This window comes from Methylobacterium sp. Leaf99 (assembly GCF_001422375.1).
Lineage (GTDB): Bacteria > Pseudomonadota > Alphaproteobacteria > Rhizobiales > Beijerinckiaceae > Methylobacterium.
The window spans coordinates 61324-84110 of the sequence record NZ_LMMU01000002.1; the positions used below are offsets into that span (position 1 = coordinate 61324).

At 69.9% G+C, this 22787-nt stretch carries 18 protein-coding genes, 1 pseudogene and 1 riboswitch; of the genes and pseudogenes, 10 read left to right on the plus strand and 9 right to left on the minus strand.

Translation table 11 applies throughout. From position 1 onward, the window contains the following. Positions 1-177 precede the first annotated feature (177 nt). Both ASF28_RS10425 and ASF28_RS10430 read right to left on the minus strand, forming a co-directional pair. Complete coding sequence (locus tag ASF28_RS10425) at positions 178-981, minus strand: Crp/Fnr family transcriptional regulator (protein WP_056091732.1); 804 nt, start codon at positions 979-981, stop codon at positions 178-180. A gap of 208 nt (positions 982-1189) precedes the next feature. Beyond that, positions 1190-1438: a hypothetical protein gene (locus tag ASF28_RS10430; protein WP_056091796.1), complete on the minus strand. Its 249-nt coding sequence runs from the start codon at positions 1436-1438 to the stop codon at positions 1190-1192. Between the two features lie 247 nt (positions 1439-1685). Between ASF28_RS10430 and ASF28_RS10435 the strand changes: the two genes are divergently transcribed. Continuing rightward, entirely contained in the window at positions 1686-1904 is a 219-nt protein-coding gene (locus ASF28_RS10435; RefSeq protein WP_056091735.1) for a hypothetical protein, read from the plus strand. A gap of 106 nt (positions 1905-2010) precedes the next feature. On the opposite strand, the gene ASF28_RS10440 is transcribed toward ASF28_RS10435, so the two are convergent. From ASF28_RS10440 to ASF28_RS10450, 3 genes are all read right to left on the minus strand, one after another. Beyond that, complete coding sequence (locus ASF28_RS10440; protein ID WP_157085543.1) at positions 2011-3057, minus strand: hypothetical protein; 1047 nt, start codon at positions 3055-3057, stop codon at positions 2011-2013. 82 nt (positions 3058-3139) lie between these two features. Next, positions 3140-6214: a penicillin-binding protein 1A gene (locus ASF28_RS10445; RefSeq protein WP_056091741.1), complete on the minus strand. Its 3075-nt coding sequence runs from the start codon at positions 6212-6214 to the stop codon at positions 3140-3142. A gap of 144 nt (positions 6215-6358) precedes the next feature. Beyond that, positions 6359-7993, minus strand: a complete 1635-nt coding sequence (locus ASF28_RS10450) for an ABC1 kinase family protein (RefSeq protein WP_056091744.1) — start codon at positions 7991-7993, stop codon at positions 6359-6361. Positions 7994-8208: 215 nt separating this feature from the next. Here ASF28_RS10450 and ASF28_RS10455 point away from each other — a divergent pair, with 215 nt between their 5' ends. Together ASF28_RS10455 and gyrB are read left to right on the plus strand one after the other, a co-directional pair. Next, positions 8209-8853 carry an MBL fold metallo-hydrolase gene (locus tag ASF28_RS10455; RefSeq protein ID WP_056091746.1) on the plus strand — a complete coding sequence of 215 codons (645 nt, stop codon included), beginning with the start codon at positions 8209-8211 and terminating at the stop codon, positions 8851-8853. 174 nt (positions 8854-9027) lie between these two features. After that, complete coding sequence (gene gyrB / locus ASF28_RS10460; protein WP_056091749.1) at positions 9028-11493, plus strand: DNA topoisomerase (ATP-hydrolyzing) subunit B; 2466 nt, start codon at positions 9028-9030, stop codon at positions 11491-11493. A gap of 6 nt (positions 11494-11499) precedes the next feature. On the opposite strand, the gene ASF28_RS10465 is transcribed toward gyrB, so the two are convergent. Both ASF28_RS10465 and ASF28_RS10470 read right to left on the minus strand, forming a co-directional pair. Beyond that, positions 11500-12927 carry a peptidase gene (locus tag ASF28_RS10465; protein ID WP_056091752.1) on the minus strand — a complete coding sequence of 476 codons (1428 nt, stop codon included), beginning with the start codon at positions 12925-12927 and terminating at the stop codon, positions 11500-11502. A gap of 6 nt (positions 12928-12933) precedes the next feature. After that, positions 12934-15126 carry a TonB-dependent receptor gene (locus tag ASF28_RS10470; protein ID WP_082476455.1) on the minus strand — a complete coding sequence of 731 codons (2193 nt, stop codon included), beginning with the start codon at positions 15124-15126 and terminating at the stop codon, positions 12934-12936. 318 nt (positions 15127-15444) lie between these two features. Then, positions 15445-15646: riboswitch (cobalamin riboswitch) on the minus strand. A 471-nt stretch (positions 15647-16117) separates the two neighbouring features. Between ASF28_RS10470 and ASF28_RS10475 the strand changes: the two genes are divergently transcribed. After that, a complete protein-coding gene (locus ASF28_RS10475) occupies positions 16118-16327 on the plus strand; it encodes a hypothetical protein (protein ID WP_056091755.1) in 210 nt (69 codons plus the stop codon). 274 nt (positions 16328-16601) lie between these two features. Next, positions 16602-17204, plus strand: a complete 603-nt coding sequence (locus tag ASF28_RS10480) for a DUF2147 domain-containing protein (RefSeq protein ID WP_056091758.1) — start codon at positions 16602-16604, stop codon at positions 17202-17204. An 89-nt stretch (positions 17205-17293) separates the two neighbouring features. Here the strand turns inward: ASF28_RS10480 and ASF28_RS10485 are convergent, their stop codons facing one another. Together ASF28_RS10485 and ASF28_RS10490 are read right to left on the minus strand one after the other, a co-directional pair. Further along, complete coding sequence (locus ASF28_RS10485) at positions 17294-18520, minus strand: serine hydrolase domain-containing protein (protein ID WP_056091801.1); 1227 nt, start codon at positions 18518-18520, stop codon at positions 17294-17296. 86 nt (positions 18521-18606) lie between these two features. After that, positions 18607-19101, minus strand: coding sequence for a DUF427 domain-containing protein (locus ASF28_RS10490; protein WP_056091761.1), 495 nt, complete (start codon positions 19099-19101; stop codon positions 18607-18609). Positions 19102-19225: 124 nt separating this feature from the next. Here ASF28_RS10490 and otsB point away from each other — a divergent pair, with 124 nt between their 5' ends. From otsB to ASF28_RS21740, 5 genes and pseudogenes are all read left to right on the plus strand, one after another. Continuing rightward, on the plus strand, positions 19226-19981 hold the full coding sequence (otsB, locus tag ASF28_RS10495; protein WP_056091763.1) for a trehalose-phosphatase: 756 nt from the start codon (positions 19226-19228) through the stop codon (positions 19979-19981). A gap of 36 nt (positions 19982-20017) precedes the next feature. Then, on the plus strand, positions 20018-21028 hold the full coding sequence (locus tag ASF28_RS10500) for a glucokinase (protein ID WP_056091766.1): 1011 nt from the start codon (positions 20018-20020) through the stop codon (positions 21026-21028). Positions 21029-21035: 7 nt separating this feature from the next. After that, positions 21036-21581, plus strand: a complete 546-nt coding sequence (locus tag ASF28_RS10505; RefSeq protein ID WP_056091768.1) for a hypothetical protein — start codon at positions 21036-21038, stop codon at positions 21579-21581. 127 nt (positions 21582-21708) lie between these two features. After that, positions 21709-22092 carry a hypothetical protein gene (locus ASF28_RS21735; RefSeq protein WP_244474983.1) on the plus strand — a complete coding sequence of 128 codons (384 nt, stop codon included), beginning with the start codon at positions 21709-21711 and terminating at the stop codon, positions 22090-22092. A gap of 350 nt (positions 22093-22442) precedes the next feature. Continuing rightward, a pseudogene (locus tag ASF28_RS21740) lies at positions 22443-22787 on the plus strand (porin family protein); the annotation flags it as partial.

Consider the following 22787-nt stretch of genomic DNA (forward strand, 5'->3'; position numbering starts at 1 on the left):
CCGTCCCGTCCGGCGGCGCCACGGCGGTCGAGACCGGTCCCGTCCGGTGTTCGGTCGCGCGCGACGGCGGCGAAGGATGGGCGGCGGGGTTCGTCATCGTCGGGGGCGGCGGCGTCCGTCTCGGATCGGGTGTGGCGGGTCGGCGGGATGATCTTCTTCGGCGGGGTCCTCCGCCCGTCAGGCCGACTCCCGCTGAGGGATCCGCTCGGCGGAGGCCGCCTCATGGGGGGGCTCGACCCGGACGAGATGGCCGCGGCGGTCATAGCCCGCGCCCAGCACCGTCTCGTAATGGTGCCGGACGACGCCGTGGCACTCGCAGGCGGCGGCCTCGACCTTGGCACGGTCCCGAATCGTGATGCGGCCGCGTCCGACCTCGATGAGCCCCTGCTGCTGCAGGGTGCGCAGGATCCGGGTGAGGTAGGTGCGCTGCACGCCGAGCATCGCCGCGAGCAGCTCCTGGGTGACGGGCAGGGTCTCGCTGGCGATCCGGTCCTGCAGGGTCAACAGCCAGCGCAGGCAGCGCGCCTCGATGGGATGGAGGGCGTTGCAGGCCACCGATTGCAGCACCTGCGCGAGCAGGCAGTCGCCGTAGCGGGTGAAGAGGTTGCGCAGGCTCTCGGATCGGCGCTTGGCCTCCTGGAAGCGGCCGGCGTCCATCCGCAGGATCGGACCGCCGATCTGCACCACCGCCTGGGTGGAGGCGGGAAGATAGCCGTGGCTGACCACGCCGCCGACGGCGCCCTCGCGGCCGATGGTGGCGGTCTCGGCGCTGCGCCCGTCCCGCATGGCGATGATCAGGGTCGCCACGGTCTGGCCGCACGGGAAGGCGATGGTGGTGACCTCGGAACCCGCCGCGAACAGGATCTCGCCGCGCTGGTGCGTGACCCGTTCGAGGTGAGGTGCCAGCAGGGCACGATCCTCGGCCCTCAAGGTCTTCAGGAGGAGATTGCCCTGAAACAGGGCATCGGCGGCCGAGGGCATGACGTGCACTGCGTTCACGGTCTGTCTTCCGGCCACTAGCGCACGCCCCTCGGCGCGTCTGTCTAATAGTAGACGTAGTCCGAGTAATTTTGTCGTTTTGATGGGGCGGATCGGTATTTCCCAGCATTTGTTGGGAAAAGCGCGACCGGACGTCGGTGCGGCGGCGGCGACCGGCGGTCGAGATCTTCGCGGCGGATCGCGCGTCCGCTCAGGCCTGACCGGCCTCGTCGCCCTCGCCGATGCAGTCGAGGGCGCGCTCCACGGCCGTGACGGCGTCGAAGAGGTTCCGGACCGTGGTCTCCACCTCGCGCCGCGGCCGGTTCATGGCCGCCGCGCGGACGCCCACGGCCTGGAGGTGCTCGAGGACCGCGAAGAGGTCGTCGGCGACGGCCACCACGTCGTGCACCGCCGGGGCGGGCGGGGAGGGGCGGCTGCGGAAGGGGATGACGTTACTCATGGCCATGATGTTTCGCGTGGCGGACCGTCGGACGCCAGGAGTCCGACGGGTGATTTCACACGATTGGCCGACTTGTCCGGGTCTCAAAGCGCGGGGTGGTGAGCGTTTTCGTGGCGCCATCGCATCACTGTGCGGCGAAGCGGCGACGGTTCGTTATCCTTGCGCGGTTCGCCGATCCGATGCTTGACGCCGGTGCCCGGGGAGGCTCCACCTCCGGACCACGCGATCATTCAGGACGGACTTCTCGATGCGCCTTCTTCCCCTCGCCCTCTCCACCCTCCTCGTCGCCGGCCTGTGCGCCTGCAACAGTGCCGAGGGCCCGAATTCCCGCAGCGGCATCGCCGAGACCTTCGACACCAGCAACTACCGCCGCTCGTCTGACACCAACGGCACACAGACCCGCCGCGACGTGAACCGCCTCTACACCCAGCCCTCGCTGCCTTCGATCTCCAGCCGCGGCAACTGACCCCGATCCCCGTGGAGCCGGACCCGTGTCCGGTATCCACGAGGCCCGGCGTCCATGAGGCCCGGCGTCCAGCCGTCGCACGGGCAACCCTCGGGGAGGGTCCCGTTCAGTTCTTGGCGAGGGCGTCCGCGAAAGCGGTCATGCGGTTGCGGGCGTAGGTCGGCAGACCCGCACTGATGGAGGTGCCGGTGTTGAACGACGAATTGCCCATGAGCACCTGGGCCGGCAGCAGGTTCTTGAGCACCGGCACGCGGGCGTATTCCTGCTTGCGGTCGAGGACGTCGGCCTTGATGGCCAGCGCCATGTAGGTGGTGACCACGGTCTTTCCGGGATCGCCCGGCATCGGCTGGAACACGGCGAGGAACTTGCCGAAGCGCAGGATCTGGTTGACCCAGAAGATCGTCTGTTCGAGGCCGCCGGTCACTGGCGCGTCGATCTTCGTGAGTCCGGCGAGCGGTGCGGTCTCGGCGGGGGGAAGGGTGCGCACCTCGCTCTGGAACGAGACGAACTCGGCCACCTTCTTCGCCGTCCCGTCCTCGAGCTTGTTGGCGAGCTTCACCCCGAGGGGCAGCTTGCCCTCGAGGTCGTAGCGCGACTCGATGCAGACGGTGCCGAGATCGCACCACGGCCGGTCGGGGCGCTTGGCGAAGGCGGCGGCCGGGTCCTTGGTCGGAGCCACGTCGGCGGGATTCAGGGTCTTGTGCTTGATGACCGGGTCCATCTTCGCCACGAATCCGAGGGTGGCGTAGGACGCCAGATCGATGGATTCGGCCGCCCTCGGCACGACGAAGCGCCCCTGCGCCACGTAGACCTTGAGGGTTTCGTGCCGGCGCTTGGCCACCCCGTTGAGGGTCTGCATGTAGTCGGGCTCGGCATAGGCCGGGTAGGGCGCGAGCGCCGCCCGCTCGGCCGGCCGGACCCGGCCCCAGTCGAGGTAGGGCACGAGGCCGTTCTCGGGCTTGGCCGGATCGTCGCGGTGGTCGGTGAACAGGACGGTGCCGGGCTTAAGGGTGGCGAGACCCACCGCTTCGATGGAGGGCACGTCCTTGATCCGGTCGGAGGTCGCGGGCTGCTGCCTCATGCCCTCCTGCGCCTGCGCGGGGAGGGACAGGGCCAGCAGGGCGGAAAAGCGAAGGAGCGCGGAGGGGTGCATCGGCACGTCGAAGCCTCTGGTCGATCAGGGGAGGAGGGAGGCGCGCGCATCGCCGGTCGGGCAGAGCGGGTCGAACGGCGCGTCAGTAGCGCGAGTCTTCGCCGAACAGGTAGTCGGGATCGCGGCGGCGCGGACGGGCATAGACTTCGTCGTCGCCGAAGGGCGAGCGCTGGGTGCCGGGCCAGACCGGATCGGGGTCGCGCTGGGCCCGACGGCTCGGTGTCCGGCTCCGGGATTCTCCGAACGGGTCGAGCACATCGGGCTCCGCGCGCCGGCCCGGCACGGAGCCGAAGAGGTCGCCGGCCACGTCCGCCCCGTCCTCGGCGCCGCCGAGGTCGCCATCCTCCGCGTCGGGCCGCAGGGCGGTCCGGGTCTCGCGCGGCAGGAGCTTGTACTGGGTGTCGGCCATGCGTCCGTTGGCGAGGCGGAAATGCTCGACGAAGCCGCCGCCGGGGACGGGCTCGCCGCTGCGGGCGTCGATGGGCAGGTCGGCGAGGAACGGCCGGGCCTCGGCCGACGGCGGCGCGAGGGGGGTGCGCGGCACGCCGTTGGCCCAGGCCGCCTGGAGGATCGACCCGGCGATGGGCACCGCGAGATGCCCGCCGGTCTGGCCGCGCCCGAGGGTCTTCCGCGTGCCGTCGGCGTTGTCGTAGCCGACCCAGACCACGATGGTGATCTCGTTGGTGAAGCCGGCGAACCACGCGTCGTTCTCGTTCTCCGACGTCCCGGTCTTGCCGGCGATGGCGGACGAGAACCGGCTCAGGGCCGCCGCCGTGCCGTGCTGGGTCACGCCCTGGAGCATGGTCTTGAGCTGGTAGAACGCCACCCGGTCGGCCGAGCCGATCCGCACGGGCTCGCGGGGGCCGCGGGTGTAGAGGGTCTTGCCGTCGCGCTCCACCGATTCGAGGGCGTAGGGGGCGGGCCGGGCGCCCTCGTTGGCGATGGCGGCGTAGAAGGCGGCGAGATCCACCATCCGCACGGGCTGGGCGCCGAGGACGAAGGGATAGTAGCGCTCGCACTCGGCGTAGAGCTGGGCTTCGAGGGCGAGATCGCAGACCTTCTGCAGGCTCGCCGGCGCCTTGTCCGCGATGCCGCCCTGGAGCAGGCGCGCGGTGACGAGGTTCTTCGAGAATTCCAGGCCGCGGCGCAGGGTCGTGGCCCCGGCCCCGCCGCCGTCGTAGTTCTTCGGCGACCAGGAATCGCCGACCCCGCCGATGGGCGGGAGCGTCACGGCGGCATCCATCACCAGGGTGTTGGGCTGCAGGCCGGCGTTGAGGGCGGCGAGATAGGTCACGGGCTTCAGGGTCGAGCCCGGCTGGCGCACGGTCTGGGTCACCCGGTTGAGCTGGCTCACCGGGTAGGAGAAGCCGCCCGCCATGGCGAGGATGCGCCCGGTGCGGTTCTCCAGCACCAGGGCCGCCCCCTGGACGCTCGGGCGCACCCGCAGGTCGGCGCGCGGGGTCTTGGCCGCGGGATCGCGCAGCTTGACCCGGACCACGTCGTAGAGGGCGAGCCGTCCCCGCGCCGGGCCGGGCTCCAGGCTGACGGTGCGGCCATCGGCGAGCCCTGCCTTCGCCGTACCGCCGCGACCGGGATCGAGCACCACGGCGAGGGGCCAGTGCACGTCGTAGAGGACGGGCCGGGCGTTCTCCAGGGCGCGCTGCCAGGTCGGCTTGGGACCGGCTTGTTTCGGTGGTACGGCCTTGGCGGCCGCTGCGGCCGCGGCCCGTGCCGCCTTGCGCTCGGCCTTCGTCCCCGTGGGCGCGGGCTTGGGGACCTCGGCGGGTTTGGGGGCCTCGGCGGGTTTGGTCTCGCCGCCGACGAGGAGCGGCACGGACAGCGACGAGGCCTCGGGGGCGGCCCCCGCCCCGTCGAGCTTGCGCACGGCCTCGGCGAGGTTGAGCTCCGGACCCTCGTAGCGCTGGCGCCCGGTGGCGCGCTCGTAGTTGGCGAGCCCGTCCTGAAGCGCCGTTTCCGTGGCGGTCTGGAGGCCGGCATTGAGGGTGGAGCGCACCGTGTGCGAGGCCGAGGTCAGGGAATCGATACCCGCGAAGGTTCGGGTCTCGCGGGTGAGGTGATCGACGAAGTAGAAGCCAGAGTCGCGCCGCGCCGTCTCGATGGAGGCGAGGCCGAGCGGCGCGTTGGCCGCCTGAGTGAGTTCGGCGTCGGTGATGACGCCCTCTTCCTTCATCCGGGCGAGCACGTAGGCGCGACGCTCGCGCGCCCGGTCGGGGTACTTGTCGGGATTGTAGAAGTTCGGCCCCTTCGGCATGCCGGCGAGCAGGGCCGCCTCCGGCACGGTGAGCTGGCCGACGGATTTGCCGAAGTAGCTGCGGGCGGCCATCTCGATGCCGTGGGCGCCGCGCCCGAGGTAGATGCCGTTGAGGTAGAGTTCGAGGATGCCGGCTTTCGGCAGGATGCGCTCCAGCCGGGAGGCCACGATCATCTCGCGGATCTTGCGCTCGTAGGTGACGTCGTCGCCGACCGACAGGTTCTTGACCACCTGCTGGGTGATGGTCGAGCCGCCGGCTGGCCGGCCCGGCGAGGCGAGATTGCCGATGAAGGCGCGGATCACGCCGCGCTCGTCGATGCCGTGGTGGGTCTCGAAGCGCTTGTCCTCCGCTGCCACGAAGGCTTTTTGGACCATCGTCGGTACCTCCGCGATGGGTACGCTGAGGCGCCGTCCGTTGGCCTCGAAGGCCTCGGCGTAGCGCTTGCCCGCCCCGTCGAGGATGAGGCTGGCGCCGGGGAGCTTGCGCTCCTTCAGGGCTTCGGCCGAGGGCAGGTCGAGGACGGCCTTGTTGTAGAAGGCGATGACCTCGCCCGCGTCGAAGGGGGAGTCCTTGGGGCTCTCGCCCTTGCAGAACTGACGGTAGCTGACGTTGAGCTCGCCGATGTCGAGGCCGTGCAGGAGCTTGGGCGCGCTCGCTCCCGCGATGGCGGTGGGGTCCTCCATCGCCGTGGAGATGAGCTCGTCAAGGTTGATGTCCTCGATGTCGAAGGCCTTGCGCATGTGGGCGCAGCCGTCGCGCAGGATCTGCACCACCTGACCCTTGTCGGCCACGGGATCGAACTGCGTCTTCACCGCATCCGGCCGCGTCGTGACCTGACTGAGGGTCAGCGCCGTCGCGAACAGCTTGATCAGGATGATGTTCATTTAGGCCGGGGCAACGGGGTTCTTCAGGCGCCCCCGGTCGGGGCGCAAAGGCACCCGAAGATGCGCCGCACAACGCGGCTGATTTAAGGTGGCGACCGTATCCTCCGACCCCGCCGCGGCGGGAGACGGACGCACGGACGCCCCCTACTTGTTGCGCCCGAGCAGCACCAGCCAGCCGATCCCGATCACGCACACCATGGCGCCGACGGTGACGAAGGCCGGGGTGCCGAGATCCATGAACCGGGGCGCCAGCTGGGTCGCGAAGGCGGCGACGATGAGCGCCACGGCGATGCGGGCGGCAGCGCGCTCGATGCCGCGGGTGAGCTTTTCGATGCCCTTCAGCTCGATCTCGACGGTGACGCGGCCCTGCTTCAGGCGCACCAGCATGAGGTGGATCAGGGTCGGCAGTTCGGAGGCCGCGCCGAACAGGCCGGCGCCGACGGCCTCGACCTTGCGGGTGAGGCCCTTGATGGAGAACTGCGCCTGAAGCTTGCGCTTCACCGTGGGGCCGGCGGCCGAGAACAGATCGAAGTTCGGATCGAGCTGGCGCATCACCCCGTCCGCCGTGACCAGCCCCTTGAACAGGATGGCGAGGTCGGTCGGCATGGCGAGGTCGTTCTCGCGGGCCATGGTCATGAAGTCCGTGAGCAGGGCCCCGAAATCCAGGGACGCGCCGGTGTGGCGCGCGATGAAGGCCTGCGACGAGGCTTCGAGCTTGGTGAGATCCGGGTTGCTCGATCCGGTCCAGTCGAGGAGCACGGCCATGAGCCCGTCGGCATCCTCCTTCAGCATCGAGCCGATGAGCATGAGAAGCTGGGTGCGGCGGCGCTCGGACAGGCGGCCGATGATGCCGAAATCGATGAAGCCGATGCGGTCGCCGGTCATCACCAGCATGTTGCCCGGGTGCGGATCGGCGTGGAACACGCCCTCGATCAGGGCCATCTGCAGGAAGGCGTCGGTGCCCTTCTGGGCCAGCACCACCTTGTCGATGCCGGCCGCGTCGAGGCGGGCGTGGTCGTTGGGCGGGATGCCGTGGATGAATTCCTGCACGAGGACGCGCTCGGAGGTCCATTCCCAGTGGATCTTGGGCACCACGATGTCCGACCGGTCGGCGAAGATCGCCGCGATGGTCTCGCAGTTGCGGGCCTCGTTGATGAGGTCGAGCTCGCCGTAGAGGCCGCTGGCTAGGTGCCGCATCTGCTCCTGCGGCTGGTAGCGGCCGAATTCCGGCCACTCGTTGACGACGATGCGGGTGGCGTGGCCGAGCAGCCGCAGGTCGGCCTCGATGACCTTGCGCAGGCCGGGACGCAGGACCTTGACCACCACCTCCTCGCCGGTGTGGAGCCGGGCCCGGTAGACCTGGGCGATGGAGGCGGCGGCCAGCGGCACCTTGTCGAACTCGGCGAAGACCTCGTCAGCCGGCGCCCCGAGGTCTTCCTCCAGCTGCGGCTGGATGCGTTCCCATGGGATCGGCGCGACCTGGCTGTGGAGCTTCTCCAGCTCCTCGGTCCATTCCGGCGTCAGGAGATCGGGCCGGCTCGCCAGGATCTGCCCGAGCTTGACGAAGGTCGGGCCGAGGGCCTCGATGGCTCGGCGCACGCGCTGGGGCTGCGACAGGCGGGCGATGTCGACCCGGGGCGTCCGCCGCTTGGCGAAGCGTGCCACGTGGGTGATGCCGAGGCGCTCGACCACCTTGGTGACCCCGTAGCCGATGAGGACGGAGGCGATCTCGCCGAGGCGTTGCCGGTCGCGCGCGGCGACGAAGGCTGTTTTCAGCATGTGAGATCGGAACCCGGCTGGGGAGGAGATGGCGCCCGGACAACGAGCCTGGGCGTGGTAAGGTTCGGCTAACGGTATGGCGAGGCCGAAGTTTGGCGGGCGCCGCCGCGCGGCGATTCGCACCGCGCCCCGTCTCGCGCTAGACAGGCGGCTTCCCGCGCCTTCGGGGCGCATGTGCAAATCCGCGCCGTCGAGGCGCTCGTACGAGAGACGCGATGCCAGGCACGCCCCGCGCCGGAATCATCCCGGTGACGCCCTTCCAGCAGAACTGCACCCTGATCTGGTCCGACGAGACCAAGGTCGGCGCCGTGGTCGATCCGGGCGGCGACCTCGACCGGATCGAGGCGGCGATCCAGGCCCAGGGCATCACCATCGAGAAGATCCTGCTCACCCACGGCCATATCGATCATGCCGGCGGGGCCGACGAACTGCGTGAACGGCTCGGCGTGCCCATCGAGGGCCCGCACGAGGCCGACCGCTACCTCCTCGACAGCCTGCCGGAGACGGGCGCCAATTACGGGATCGACGGGGCGCGGGCGGTGACGCCCGACCGCTGGCTCGTGGAGGGCGACGCCGTGACCGTGGGCGGCCTCGCCTTCGACATCCTGCACGCGCCGGGCCATTCGCCGGGCAGCGTGGTGTTCGTCAGCCGCGATGCGCGCTTCGCTCTGGTGGGCGACGTGGTGTTCAAGGGCTCGGTGGGCCGCACCGACCTGCCGGGCGGCAGCCACGACCAGCTCATCCGCGCCATCAAGGAGAAGGTTCTGCCACTGGGCGACGACATCGCCTTCATCCCCGGCCACGGCCCGACGAGCACCCTCGGCGAGGAGCGGATGACGAACCCGTTCCTGCAGGATTGAGCCCGGTTCACACCGCAGGGGACGGAGAGCCGTCCGTCCCCGCCCGGAACAGCCGAAAGCAATGCTTTTTGAAGGCGGAGGGCCTATAAAGGCCCTTGACGCACCGCAGGCGTGTCCGGGGCTCGAGCCGGGACACGAAGGATCACGCGACGACCCGCCTGCCCGAGGAACTTCATGTCCGACACGCCCCACAGCTCCGACGCCACCCATGCCCTCGCCTCCGATGCCTACGGCGCGGAATCCATCCGGGTCCTCAAGGGACTCGATGCCGTGCGCAAGCGGCCGGGCATGTATATCGGCGACACCGATGACGGCTCGGGGCTCCACCACATGGTCTACGAGGTGGTGGACAACGCCATCGACGAGGCGCTCGCCGGCCACGCGGACCTCGTCACGGTGATCCTCAACGCCGACGGCTCGGTGACGGTCTCCGACAACGGGCGTGGCATCCCCACCGACATCCACAAGGAGGAGGGCGTCTCGGCGGCCGAGGTCATCATGACCCAGCTCCATGCCGGCGGAAAGTTCGACCAGAATTCCTACAAGGTCTCGGGCGGCCTGCACGGCGTCGGCGTGTCGGTGGTCAACGCCCTGTCGCAATGGCTGCGCTTGCGCATCTGGCGGGGCGGCAAGGAGCACGCCATGGAGTTCCGCCACGGCGACGCGGTATCCCCCCTGGTCATCGTCGGCGACGGCAACGGACGGCGCGGCACGGAGGTGTCGTTCCTGCCCTCCACCGACACCTTCACGATGATCGAGTTCGATTACGCGACGCTGGAAAAGCGCCTGCGCGAGCTCGCCTTCCTCAATTCCGGCGTGCGCATCGTGCTCACCGACGCGCGCCACGCCGAGCACAAGCGCGAGGAACTCTACTACGAGGGCGGCATCGAAGCATTCGTGCGCTACCTCGACCGGTCGCGCAAACCCATCGACGGCGTGACCAAGCCGGTCTTCGTCCGGGCCGAACGCGAGGGCATCCGCGTCGAGGTCGCCCTGTGGTGGAACGAGTCGTTCAACGAGACCGTGCTGCCGTTCACCAACAACATCCCCCAGCGCGACGGCGGCACCCACATGGCCGGCTTCCGGGCCGCGCTCACCCGCCAGATCACCGGCTATGCCGAGTCCTCGGGCATCGCCAAGCGCGAGAAGATCTCGCTCACCGGCGAGGATTGTCGCGAGGGTCTCACGGCCGTGATCTCGGTGCAGGTGCCCGACCCCAAGTTCTCGTCCCAGACCAAGGACAAGCTCGTCTCGTCGGAGGTCCGCCCGGCCGTGGAGAACGTCCTCAACGAGGGCCTGTCGAACTGGCTGGAGGAAAACCCCACCCAGGCGAAATCCGTCATGGGCAAGGTGATCCTGGCGGCGTCCGCCCGCGAGGCGGCCCGCAAGGCCCGCGAGACGGTGACCCGCAAGGGCGTCCTCGACATCGCGTCCCTCCCCGGCAAGCTCGCCGATTGTCAGGAGCGCGACCCATCGAAATGCGAGATCCTCCTGGTGGAGGGCGATTCCGCCGGCGGCTCGGCCAAGCAGGGCCGCGACCGGACCTTCCAGGCGGTGCTGCCCCTGCGGGGCAAGATCCTCAACGTCGAGCGGGTGCGCGCTGACCGCATGCTGTCCTCGGACCAAATCGGCACGCTGATCACGGCGCTGGGCGCCGGCATCGGCCGCTCGTCGACGGACCGCGAAGGCTTCAACCCGGAGAAGCTGCGCTACCATCGCATCATCATCATGACCGACGCGGATGTCGACGGCTCGCACATCCGCACCCTGCTGCTGACCTTCTTCTACCGGCAGATGCCGGAAGTGATCGAGCGCGGGCACCTCTACATCGCTCAGCCGCCCCTCTACAAAGCCTCCAAGGGCAAGCGCGACCTGTACCTCAAGGACGAGCGGGCCCTGGAGGACTACCTCATTGATGCGGGCGTTGACGGCGCCGTCCTGCGCCTCGCCTCCGGCGTCGAGTTCGGCGGGCCGCAATTGAAGGCGCTGGTGGAGGAGGCACGCCAGTTCCGGGGCCTGATGCAGGCGCTCCACACCCGCTACGACCGCGCCGTGGTGGAGCAGGCCATGATCGCCGGGGCCTTCCGGGTCAACGTCGACGAGAACGCGACGGAGGCCGAGGTGCTGGCCGACCGGGTGGCCCGGCGCCTCGACCGGATCGCCGACGACATCGAGCAGGGCTGGGAAGGCGCGGTGAGCGAGGGCGGCTACGTCATGAGCCGCACCCTGCGGGGCGTGCGCCAGGTCGCGACCCTGGATGCGGGGCTCATCGCCTCGCAGGAGGCGACGCGGCTCGCCGACCGGGCCGAGGCCCTGCGCGAGATCTACCACGAGCCCGTGACCTACGCCCGCAAGGGCGACGAGACGACCCTTCACGGCCCCGTCGGCCTGTTCGAGGCGGTGATGGCCTTCGGCCGCAAGGGCCTCCAGCTCCAGCGCTACAAGGGTCTCGGCGAGATGACCGCCCAGCAGCTCTGGGAGACCACCCTCGATCGCGACGTGCGCTCGCTCCTGCAGGTGAAGGTCAAGGACACCCAGGACGCCGACGAGCTGTTCGTGAAGCTCATGGGCGACGTGGTCGAGCCGCGCCGCGAATTCATTCAGGACAACGCGCTCAGCGTGGCCAACCTCGACGTGTGAGGCGCTTCAGCGGGACGGTGCGGATCGGCGCAGCCGCCGCCAGCCCAGCACGATCCCGGTCAGCGCAACACCGGCGCCGAGGCCGTTCAGGGTCCACAGGACGAGGTCCCAGGCCGGGCGGTGGCGGGTCAGGATCGCGAAGTCGAGGCGGTGGGGGCCTGAGAACAGCCAGCGGTTCAACCGGCCGCTGCGGTCGAGACGCATCAGGATCTCGCCCGTCTCCGGGTCGAGGTAGGCCCAGGTCGCTGCCGGGTCGTCGAACCGAACGCGCACCACCGGCAGCATCCGGATCTCGTGGTGCGGATACCAGTAGGCGTCGTAGGCCGTCAGGGTCTCGGCCGCCACGAGCCGCGCTTCGGGCAGGAGACGCGCCGCTGCCGCGCGTAAGGAGTCCGGCGATACGGGCGGTTCGACCCTGCGCCGCCCCTCCGCATCGGTGGCGACGGCGTGGACCTGCCCGGCAAGGCCGATGAACCGGACCTCGACGACACCGGGCGAGGCGAGGCCGCGCAGGGCGTCGAGGCCGGGCAGGGAGGCTTGCCCCGCATGGGCGGTCCGCATGGCCGGCGTGGCGGATGGCCCCGAAAACCACCTGTTCGGGTTCATCGACAGCCAGCCGCTGGTGACGAAGGTGAGGAGCGCCACGCCGCCGACGATCCCGAACAGGTGGTGCCAGCGCGCCATCCCGCGATAGGGCGTCACCCCCGCGGCGTAGGGCCGACGCAGGCGCAAGCGCCAGATCCCGAGGACGAGGCCGCTCAGGACCCCGGCCACGGCGATTCCGGAGATCCACAGGAGCACGTCGCGCCACAGATCGGCCCGAGCGCGCAGGGGCGTGAGGTAGATCCAGTGCGGGATCGACCCGAGCCAGTTCCAGCCGCGCGCGAACCGCGTCGTTTCCAGGGCGACGGCGCCGGTGACCTGCGAGACGGAGCGCTCGGTGCCGGCGGGATCGTCGAGGGCGACCACGTGGAACGGGCGAAGGGAATCGTAGCGCGCCGTCACCGTCCACTGGTCGCGATGGATGGTGGTCACGGTGGGGTTCGGACCGGTCCCACCCCGGGCGCGGACCAGCGCCAGGGCTTCCGCGCCCGACAGGGGTCCGAGCACCGCGCCGGTCTCGGCCGAGACGACGCGGCGCTCGCCCGTATCCAGGGTGGCCCGGTAGACCGGCGCGTCGCCGCGCATGCCGAGGGACAGGTCCGGGGGCAGCTGCACGAACCCGAGCGCCGCGTCGGGGCCGAGCCGCACCCGCTCCCAGGCGATGGCGGGCAGGCCGGCGAGGCGCGCCGCCTCCGTGAGATTGGGGAAGGGGACGTACATCATCACTAGGCCCGACAGGACCCAGGTGGCGAAGAACAGCCCCGTGCCGATGCCGAGCCAGCGGTGGCCGAGGATCAGCCACCGCTTCAAGGGCTTTGGGAAACGGGACATGCCGGCTCAGAAGCTGACGTTGTAGGCGACCTCGAAGGAGCGCGGCCGGCCGAGAAGCCAGTTGGTGCCGACCCCGTTCACGGCGTTGCCGCTGATGGCGTAGACCGTGTCGGCGAGGTTGTAGGCCCGTAGCGACAGGCGCGAGGCCGGCCCGACCTGATAGTCGAGTCCGGCATTGAGCAGGGCGTAGTCCGGGCGCCGGGCCGTGTTGCCGAAATCGCTGAAGGTCTCGCCGACATACTGCACGCCGATGCGCGCCTCCCAGGCCGGGGCGAAGGCCCAGTTCACCCAGAGGTTGGCGACGCGCTCCGGCACGTCGATGGGCTGGCGCCCGGCATAGGACACCACCGCGCCGGCCACGGTCTGGTTGAAGTCGTCGTACTGGGCATGGAGCAGGGCGACGTTGGCATCCACCCGCCAGGCGTCGAACAGGTGCAGGGACACGGCCGCCTCGACGCCGTGCGAGGATTGCCGGCCAACCTGCGTCGAGACCGTGGGCTGGCCCGGCACGGTGGAGACGAGGTTGTCCTTGACGATGCGGTAGCCGGCCAGCGTCCACTCGGCGAGGCCGCCGAAGGCGATGCCCTTGGCGCCGACCTCGACCTGTTCGCCCGTGGAGAGCCGGAAGTTGGCCAGACTCTGCGACAGGGTGATGAGGCTGCCCACCGGATCGGTGGCGGTGGCGTATTGCGCGTAGAGGGAGAGGTCCGGGCTCGGGGCGTAGACGGCACCGAAGCGGTAGCTCAGGGCCTGGAAATCCCGCTGGAAGCTGTCCCCGGTGACGAGGTTCCGGCGGTTCAGGGTCGGGGCGTCGAAGCGCACGCCCGTGAGCAGGGAGACCTGATCCGACAGGATCAGGCGGTTCTCGGCGAAGACCGAGGCCTGGTTCGTGCTGGTGGCGTAGGCGGGGGTGGCACGGCCGTTGGCCGGAAACAGGCCGGGGTCGTAGGTGAACGGGTCCACGCTCGTGGTGAGGCCGCCGCCTTCGGACGAGAAGTTGTTGGTGTGCCGGAAGGCGATGTGATTGACGTCGAACCCGGCCAGGAACTCGTTGCGGAACCCGAACACGGTGCCCCGGACCGTGGCGTCGAGGCGGTTCCCGACCTGCTCCTGCTGGTGGTAGATCTCGAGGTAGTCCGAGCGGTCGATGCGGCCGGTGGAGCGGTTGAACGCATATTGCTCGACGTCGAGCCACTGGCGCCGGCTCTGGAGCCGGTAGGCGGTGTTGCGCACGGTGATGTCAGCGCTCGGGCTCCACTCGGTCTTGAGCTGGGTCCAGTTGTCCGTCCAGAAGATCTTGGCGTCGCGGACGTTGTAGTTGTTGAACCGGATGGAATCGAGGATCCGACCGTTGACGAGCGGCGTGCCCCAGTAGCGGGCCGGCTCCTGATAGCCGAGGTCATGGCTCAGGGTGAAAGCGAGGTCGGGGGCCGCCTGCAGGGTCAGGGCGCCCGAGACCGCGAGGTTGCGAAAGTCTCCGTCGGGCTGCATCCAGCCGCCGGAGCGGTTGCCGCTGATGTTGAAGCGGTATGCCAGGGCCTCGCCGATGGGACCGCCGGAATCCAGGGCGAGGCGGGCGAGGCCATCGGACCCAACCGCCGCGCGGGCCTCGTTGAGGGGCGTGAACACCGGCTTCTTCGTCACCACGTTGACGACGCCGCCGATGGCCCCGTCGCCGTAGAGCACCGAGGCCGGGCCGCGCAGGACCTCGATGCGCTCGACGTTCCAGGTGTCGAACGGGAAGGTGACGGTGCCGGCCCCCACGTAGAGGCGCGTGCCGTCGTAGAGCTGCTGGATCGAGTTCGGGCCGGCGAACCCGCGGGCCGTGAAGGCGCCGTTGCCGTTGCCGGGGGCCGCCACGGTGGTGATGCCCGTGGCGTTCTCGGTCACGGCCTCGGCGACGGTGTTCTGGCCGCGTCGGCGTGCGGTCTCGCCTGAGATCACATCGACGCTGGCGGGCGTCTCCAGGGGCGTGAGGCCGAGGCGGCTGGCGCCGCGATCCACGTTACGCAGGTTCAGTCCGGTGGGCGCGACGCCGGAGCCCGCCACCGACAGGGTGTCGAGGGTGACGGCGGGCTCCTGTGCCGAAGCGGCGAGGGGCGCAAGAACGACAATGGGCGCGAGAACGAGAAAGCTTGCCCCGATGCCCCCGTGACCGGGACGGAGGGAGGGCAGGGCGGAACGCGGGAAGAACGACATGAGGGTGAGGACAGTCCGAGGGTACGCGTCGCTCGCACCGACGCTCCGACGACACCTAAAACGAATGTTATAATGTTACAATCGCTTTGTCCCGGCATCGCTTGACCGTGCTGCGACGCGCGAACGCTATGACCGCTGGGAAGCGGCACGCGATCACGGTCGACGGGCAGTTGGGGCGGTGGCGCGGGCAGGCACATGCGGAAACGGCGTGCGCGCGCGAAGGCGCGATGTGGCACGTCACCGCGAACTGGGCCGATGCACTCCGCCCACGGCGGACGCCTCGACACCCACCAGGACACCCCGCCCGATGCGTTTCGCGTGTGACCACGACTGACGGCAGGTCTCCTGGCTCGCGGGTCATCGCCCTCTCATCGTCTTCCCAGATCCTCGCGGGTCCAGTGACGTGTTGATGATGGGCTCGCCGCTTACAGTTGCGGGGGCAGCCACGGCATCGGGGCAAAGCCCCTCACCGCGTTCCCTTTTGATCCTCCGGGGAGGAACCGTCGCCCTCAAGCTAGGCCGGGGCCGGACATCCCGTCAACCCGAGCGCGGCAAGGCCTCTGCACGGACTCGGAGACACGGCTGCCACGCAAGGCGCTCGTTGGCACAGGGTCTCAGGGGACGGAACCGTTTCCGGCATCGGCAGCCAGCCGGTCCTGGAGGCGCCAATGGGTCGTGTCACGGTAAGCGGACCACAGGTCGTTGTAGCGGTCACCCCACGACGCAAGCTCCGTCGGCCTGCCGCTGTCGACGAGCAGGCGTCCGCCACGACCACGATGTGATCGGCCTGCGCGATCGTCAGGCCTGCGGCCGATCCCACGGGCATCAATGAGCTTCGGACTGCCACCGTGCATCCGGTCGGCGATCCTGAAGGGGGTCCCTGCAATGGGAACCGAACGAACATGGAATCGGTGATTGACCTCTGATTAGAGTTATTCTAATTAAGAACGGAGCGGGCAGCTGGGCTGCCCATCCGACCGGGAGAGACACGATGCCGAGCAACCACAGCGCCGCCTGCGAGAGCTGCCGCTTCTTCGACGACCACAAGCTCAACGGCGGCGTGGCGGCCGGCGACGCGGGTCTGTGCCGCTTCAACCCGCCCGTGAGCCAGCCCGAGCCGAAGTCCCCGGGCCTGTGGCCGGTGGTGGCCTCCAAGGATTGGTGCGGTCACTTCACCGCCGAGATGACCGCCGCCGAATAGGCGCGTTCTCCCTCACGCAGCCTGGAGCCGGTGCGAGAGCACCGGCTTTTTGCGTTCGGGACCGGGCCGGAGTCGCGGGAGCCGGATTCCCGCGGCGGTGATGCGCGGCGGTCATGATCCGGTCACCTTCGCATCCGATGGCGAAGCATCACGGCACGGGGCGACGACCGCGTGCGGCCCGGTGGCGCTCCTTCAGGCGGCTCCGGCGGGTCGGCACGGCATCGGCTTCATGGCGCCCCCCGGCAGGTTTTCGAAGTTTGAGGATACCCAACGCATGATCGACCGATCGACCCTCGCCGCTCTGGCCGGCCTGACCCTGGCCGCGCTGCCCGGGTCCGCCCTGGCCGCCACGCCCAACGACGCGACCGGGACCTACCTCACAGAGGATGGCCGTGCCCGCATCCGTGTCGAGAAGTGCGGCCCGCAGAACACCAACCTGTGCGGCTACGTCGTCTGGTTGAAGGTGCCCCTGAACGACAAGGGCCAGCCCCGCGTCGATTTTAAGAATCCCGACACCAAGAAGCAGGCCCGCCCGTCGCTCGGTCACCAGCTCATCATGGGCCTGAAGCCGGATGCCGATGCGCGCTACGCCGGCAAGATCTACAATGCCGACGAGGGCAAGTTCTACGACGTGACCATGTGGGCCGATCAGCCCACCGAGCTGTCCGTGCGCGGCTGCATGCTCGGCTTCTTGTGCGGATCGCAGACCTGGAGCAAGGTCAACGACGTCGTTCCGGGCCAGCTCACGGCGGCGACGAACCAGCCGGGCGGACCCCGGTCCGATGCGGAATGGGCCCCCAAGGCCGCGGCTCCGAAGCCCGGAGCAAAGCCGGCCGCAGCCCCCGGCGCCGCGCCCGCGGCGCCCGCCGCGGAGTAGGCTCTCGCGTCGTCCGGATCGGGCGACAAGGTCAGGCGGACAGATTCGAGCCGGCTTCGCCCCGCGGAGCCGGCTTTTTCGGATCTGGATCAGTCCACCAGGGCCGCGTAGGTCAGCACCCGCAATTCGCGCCGGATCGGCAGGGCCGAGGACGGGATGAGCTGGGCCAGGAGAACCACCGCGAGGTCCTCGGCCGGGTCGACCCAGAACGCGGTGCTGGCGAGCCCGCCCCAGGCGGCTTCGCCCGGTGTCCCGACGATCTGCGCCCGGGCCGGATCGAGCATCACAGAGAAGCCGAGGCCGAAGCCGATGCCCGTGTAGGCCGTCTCGGAGAAGCGCGGCTGGCCCATGGCGGCAAGATCGCCGTCGAGGTGGTTCGCGAGCATGAGCGCGACGGTCTTGCGCCCCAGGAGCCGCACGCCGTCGAGTTCCCCGCGTCCGAGCAGGAAGCGGCAGAAGCGCATGTAGTCCCCCGCCGTGGAGACGAGGCCGCCGCCGCCCGAGGCCACCACCGGGGGCGACGCGAACCGACTGCCGACGCAATCGTCGTAGAGCTTGAGGCTGCGCTCGCGAAACAGGCTGTAATTGGCCGCGAACCGCTCGATCTTCTCAGGTGGAACGAAGAAGTCCGTGTCGATCATGCCGAGCGGCCGGATGATGCGCTCCCGCATGAAATCCGCGAAGTCCTGCCCCGAGACCACGGCGACGAGGTGGCCGAGGACGTCCGTGGCGACGCTGTAGTTCCACTCGGTGCCGGGCTGGGCCAGCAGGGGCTGGCGCGCGAGGCGCTCCACCACGCTGGCGAGGCTGTCGGTCTGCGCCTCGCCGAAATCGACGCCGTTCTGGCGGTAGAGGCCATCGACGAGGGTCGCCTCCATGAAGCCGTAGGTGAGGCCGGCGGTGTGCGTGAGGAGGTCGCGGATCGTGATGGCGCGCCGGGCGGGCTCGCTGTCGAACTTCACCCGATTGCCACCCGTGAGCACCCGCATGTCGGCGAAGTCCGGCAGGAAGCGGGTGATGGGGTCGTCGAGCTGGAAGCGGCCCTCCTCGTAGAGCATCATCACCGCCACGGAGGTCAGCGGCTTCGTCATGGAGTAGATGCGCGCGATGGTGTCGGGGGCGAACGGCTTTTCCCGGGCGATGTCGGCGCGACCGTGGGTGCGGAAATACGCGGTCTTGCCCGCGCGTGCGATCATCACCGAGAGGCCGGCGAGCTTCCCGTCGGAGACGAGGCGCTCCATCCAGCCGTCGATGCGCCCCAGGCGGTCCGGGCAAAGGCCCACCGCCCGCGGCGCGGCGTCGATCTCACCCTGCATGCTCATCCACTCCGTCGCTTCATGGTCCATCGGCATGTAGCGGGGCGGGATGGGGACGCAAAGCCGTTCCGGCTCACCGGCCCATCTCACCAGCCCATGGAGCCGGGGCCGCCCTTGAACGGGCCGACGAGGCCCGGCGTGATCCAGCCGCCGTAGAACCCGCCGGGCTGCGGCGTGGCGCGGACCTCGCCGACGAAGCAGGCATCCATCGGTCCCGCGTAGAAGGCGCAATACCCGGCGATGGCACGAAAATCCGGCGTCGGGTCGGGATAAGCCCAGGCCGTCCCCTCGGCGCGGCGGCCGCCGACCGAGACGTCGTGGAGCACGGCGCGGCCCTTCCACTCGCAGAGGCCGGCCCGGCGCGGGGGGCCGAGCACGCCGGAAGCCACGTCGGCGGGCGGGAAGTAGTAGGTCGGCGGGTGGCTGGTCTCGAGGACGCGCCAGCCCGACAGGGTGTCGGCGATGGTCTCCCCCGAGAACACCACCCGCAGGCGCAGGGCGACGCGCTCCAGGCGGGGCGGGCGGGGATAGGCCCAGACGCTCTCCTCGTCGGGACCGGGCGGGATCGGGGTCGGCCACATGCGCGTCGAAGCTCCTGCGAAAGCATAGTGATCGTGAGTTAGGGCACGGCCGTGCGCCGCGCCCCGTTTTCCCCTGGCGCGCGTCATGCTAGCGCAGGGCGAAATCCGATGAGGGACGCCCAGCGTGACCGAGCCGACCGACTTCGCCCTCTACCTCGACTTCGACGGCACCCTGGTGGAGATCGCGCCCCGGCCCGACGAGGTCCGGGTCGATCCGGCGCTGCCCGGGGCCCTGGAGCGCCTGCGCCTGCGCCTCGGCGGGGCGCTCGCCATCGTCACCGGCCGGCCCATCGGGGTGATCGACGACTTCCTGGCGCCGGTCCGCTTCGATGTCGCCGGCCTGCACGGGGTCGAGCGGCGGGTCGACGGCGTGGTGAGCGGCGGCGGGGCGGAGGACCATCCGGAGCTGCGCGCCCGCGTCGCCGGCCTGACGGCGGCCGTCGCCGGCCTCGACGACGTGCTCATCGAGGACAAGGGAGCGTCGGTGGCCGTGCACTGGCGCCTCGCCACCCCGGCCGACGCGGCACGCGCGGAGGCAGCGGTCAGGATCACCGCCGACGCCCTCGGGGGCGCCTACCGACTCCAGCTCGGCAAGGCGGTGGGCGAGATCGTACCGGCCTCGGCCACCAAGGGGCACGCCATCCGGGCGTTCGGGCGCGCCCCGCCCTATGCCGGCCGCCGGTCGATCTTCCTGGGCGACGACCTCACCGACGAGAAGGCCTTCGCGGTCGTCAACGAGACCGGCGGCGTCAGCGTCCGCATCGGCGCGGCCGAGACCATCGCCGCGCGACGGCTTTCGACCCCGCAGGAGGTGCGCCGGCTGCTCTATGCCTGGGCCGACGGGGCGCCCATCGACCCCGATGCCCTGCCGCCCGCCTGACGGCAGACCCGACTTTCCTCGACGGATGGTGCGTTCATGTTCGAATTTCCGGTCCTCGTCGGCGATATCGGCGGCACCAACGCGCGCTTCGCCCTGGTGCCAGAGGCCGGCGCGTCGCCCAACCTCCTCGCCCATGTCGAGACCGCCGGCCATGCCGACCCGAGCGCGGCGATCCGGGTGGCGCTGGCCAAGGGCGACGGCCCCCCACCACGCTCGGCCATCCTGGCGGTGGCCGCCCGGGTCGACGGTCCCGCGGTGCAGCTCACCAACGCCCATTGGGTGATCGAGGGCGCGCGGATCGGCCGTGATTTCGGCCTGTCGCGGGCGGTGATCGTCAACGACTACGTGCCGGTGGCGGCGGGGGCGGCCGAAATCAGCCCCGGCGAGCTGACCCCGGTGGGGCCGCACCGGGAGGGCGGCATCAAGGGTGATCAGGGTGCGCGCCTCGTCCTCGGCCCCGGCACGGGGTTCGGCGCGGCGGCCCTGCTGCCCGTGGGGGACCGCCTCGCCATCGTCTCGACGGAGAGCGGGCACGTGGATTTCGGCCCGAGCGACGCCGAAGAGCACGCCCTGTGGCCGCATCTGGAGCGGATCGAGGGGCGGATCACCGTGGAGGCGCTGCTCTCGGGCCCCGGCCTGTCGCGGCTGCATGCCGGCCTGCGCCGCCTGCGCACGGGTGAGGGCGGACCGAAGCTCGATCCCGCCGCCGTCACCGAGGCCGGTCTCGCCGGGGCCGACCCGGACGCCGTCGCCGCTCTCGCGCTCTTCGCCAAGCTGCTCGGCCGGGTCTGCGGCGACCTCGCCCTGACCTTCCTCGCCACCGGCGGGGTCTATATCGGCGGCGGCATCGCCCCCCGGATCATCGATGTGCTCCACAAAGGCGGTTTTCGCGTGGCCTTCGAGCACAAGCCGCCCTTCGTGGCGCAGATGGAGGCGATCCCCACCAGCGTCATCGCCATCCACGATCCGGCCCTGTCGGGCCTCGCCGCCCTGGCGAGCCGGCCCGACGTGTTCGTGTATCACGGGCAGGTCTGGACGCGGGACTGAGTCCGGGATGCAGCTGCATCATCCCCTTATCGTGCCGACCCTGGTCGAGGCCTGGGTCCTCGATCGGCTCTCCGTTGCCCCGACCGGGGATGGCGACCGGCCGAGCCTGCGCTTCTTCCGCAACCGCGCCTTGGCTGGCGTCGTCGCTCAGGAGATGCAGGATCGATGGGACCGGCAGGCGCCGCCCGCCCTGGTGGCGCTGGATGTCCGGCGGGGCAGCGTTCCCAGGCAAGGCGCCGTCCTGGCCTTCGACCGCGCGACCCTGTCCTCGGCCACACAGCTCGTCTCCGTCCGGGAGGCGCGGGACGACTTGCGCGAGGACGAAGTCGAGTTGCGCGCACGCACCGACCTCATCAGCCTTCGCCAGCGGATCAGGACGATCCATCTCGGCGACGAGGAGATCGACTTCTGGATCGAGACGTATGCCGGCGGCCATCCCAGCGACGACGGAACCGGACGCTGGACCAAAGCGGTGCTCGGCGCCCTCGACGACCTCTACGGCGACCCGAGACGGATTCCGGCCGACGTCGCGCCGCTTGATCGGGGCCGTTGAGGGCGAAGCGTCCGCGATTTTACACGGGCGCGAACCGGGGCATAGGATGCCGGGCATGCGAATCCGATGCATCCTCCGGCTGCCATCGCGCGGCCCCCTCGTCCGGGCGCTTCTCGCCGGAGCGTGCGTGACCTTGTCCGCAGCGGCCCGTGCTCAGCCCGCATCGCCCATCGACAACTGGGCCGAGTTCCGCACCGCCCTCACCGCGTGCTGGTCGGTGCCGCCTGAAACGGACGGGTCGCTGATCGCGTTCCGCTTCGGCCTCGACAAGACCGGCGCCCTGCGCGGTCCGCCCCTCGTCACCGCCCGCCGGTTGAACGGCGACGGAGATGCCCGCAAGCGCTACGAGGACGCCGCTGCCGAAGCCCTATCGCGATGCTTTCCGATCTCCGTCACGCCGGCTTTCGGAGCGATCCTCGGCGAGAGCCCCATTCGCCTGCGGTTCGTCAACACTCCGCCCGCCGCCGCCTACCAGATCAACAGCAACATCACGGTGTTCGCGCCCCGGTGAGGTTCGGAGTGCCTCACAAAACGCCTGCTCGCTGCCGGCGCCCGCCCTGAGCACGCCGGTGCAGCCGGAGTTTTGCGAGGGACATTCGGTGTCCAGGACCGTGATGGAGTGCCGCGTCGCGCCGGCATCGACGCAATCGACCATATCTCGGGAACAAAAGCGCCCGCGGCGCGTTACGGATATCGCCCAAACATCAAACCTAAACGCAAAGTAAAAATCCGGTCTTATCCACCGTTCGCACGATCTAGTCTCGATGTGGCCTAAATACACTAGGAGCGTTACGGCAAGCTTTGCTAAGTCCAGGTCACACCGCACCGAGAGTGCGTCTCACTTTTCTGGCAGCCGCCCCGATGTTCAAGACGCTCTTCCTCGCCAGCACCGCAGCCGCCCTCCTCGTGGGCGCCGCCTCGGCCGCCGACCTTCCGCGCCGCGCCGCCCCGCCGGTGTTCGTGCCGGTCTCTACGCCGGTTTCAACGCCGGTTACGGCTTCGACGCCTCCAGCAACAACGCGCCCACCGTCATCGGCGTCAACGGCGCCAGCACCCTGGTCCGTCCGGGCACCACCCAGGCGATCGCCTTCAGCAACGGCAGCACCAACGACGGCTTCGTCGGCGGTGGTCAGATCGGCTACAACTACCAGTTCACCCCGGGCTCCGGCTTCGTCGTCGGCGTCGAGGCCGATGCCCAGTACGTCG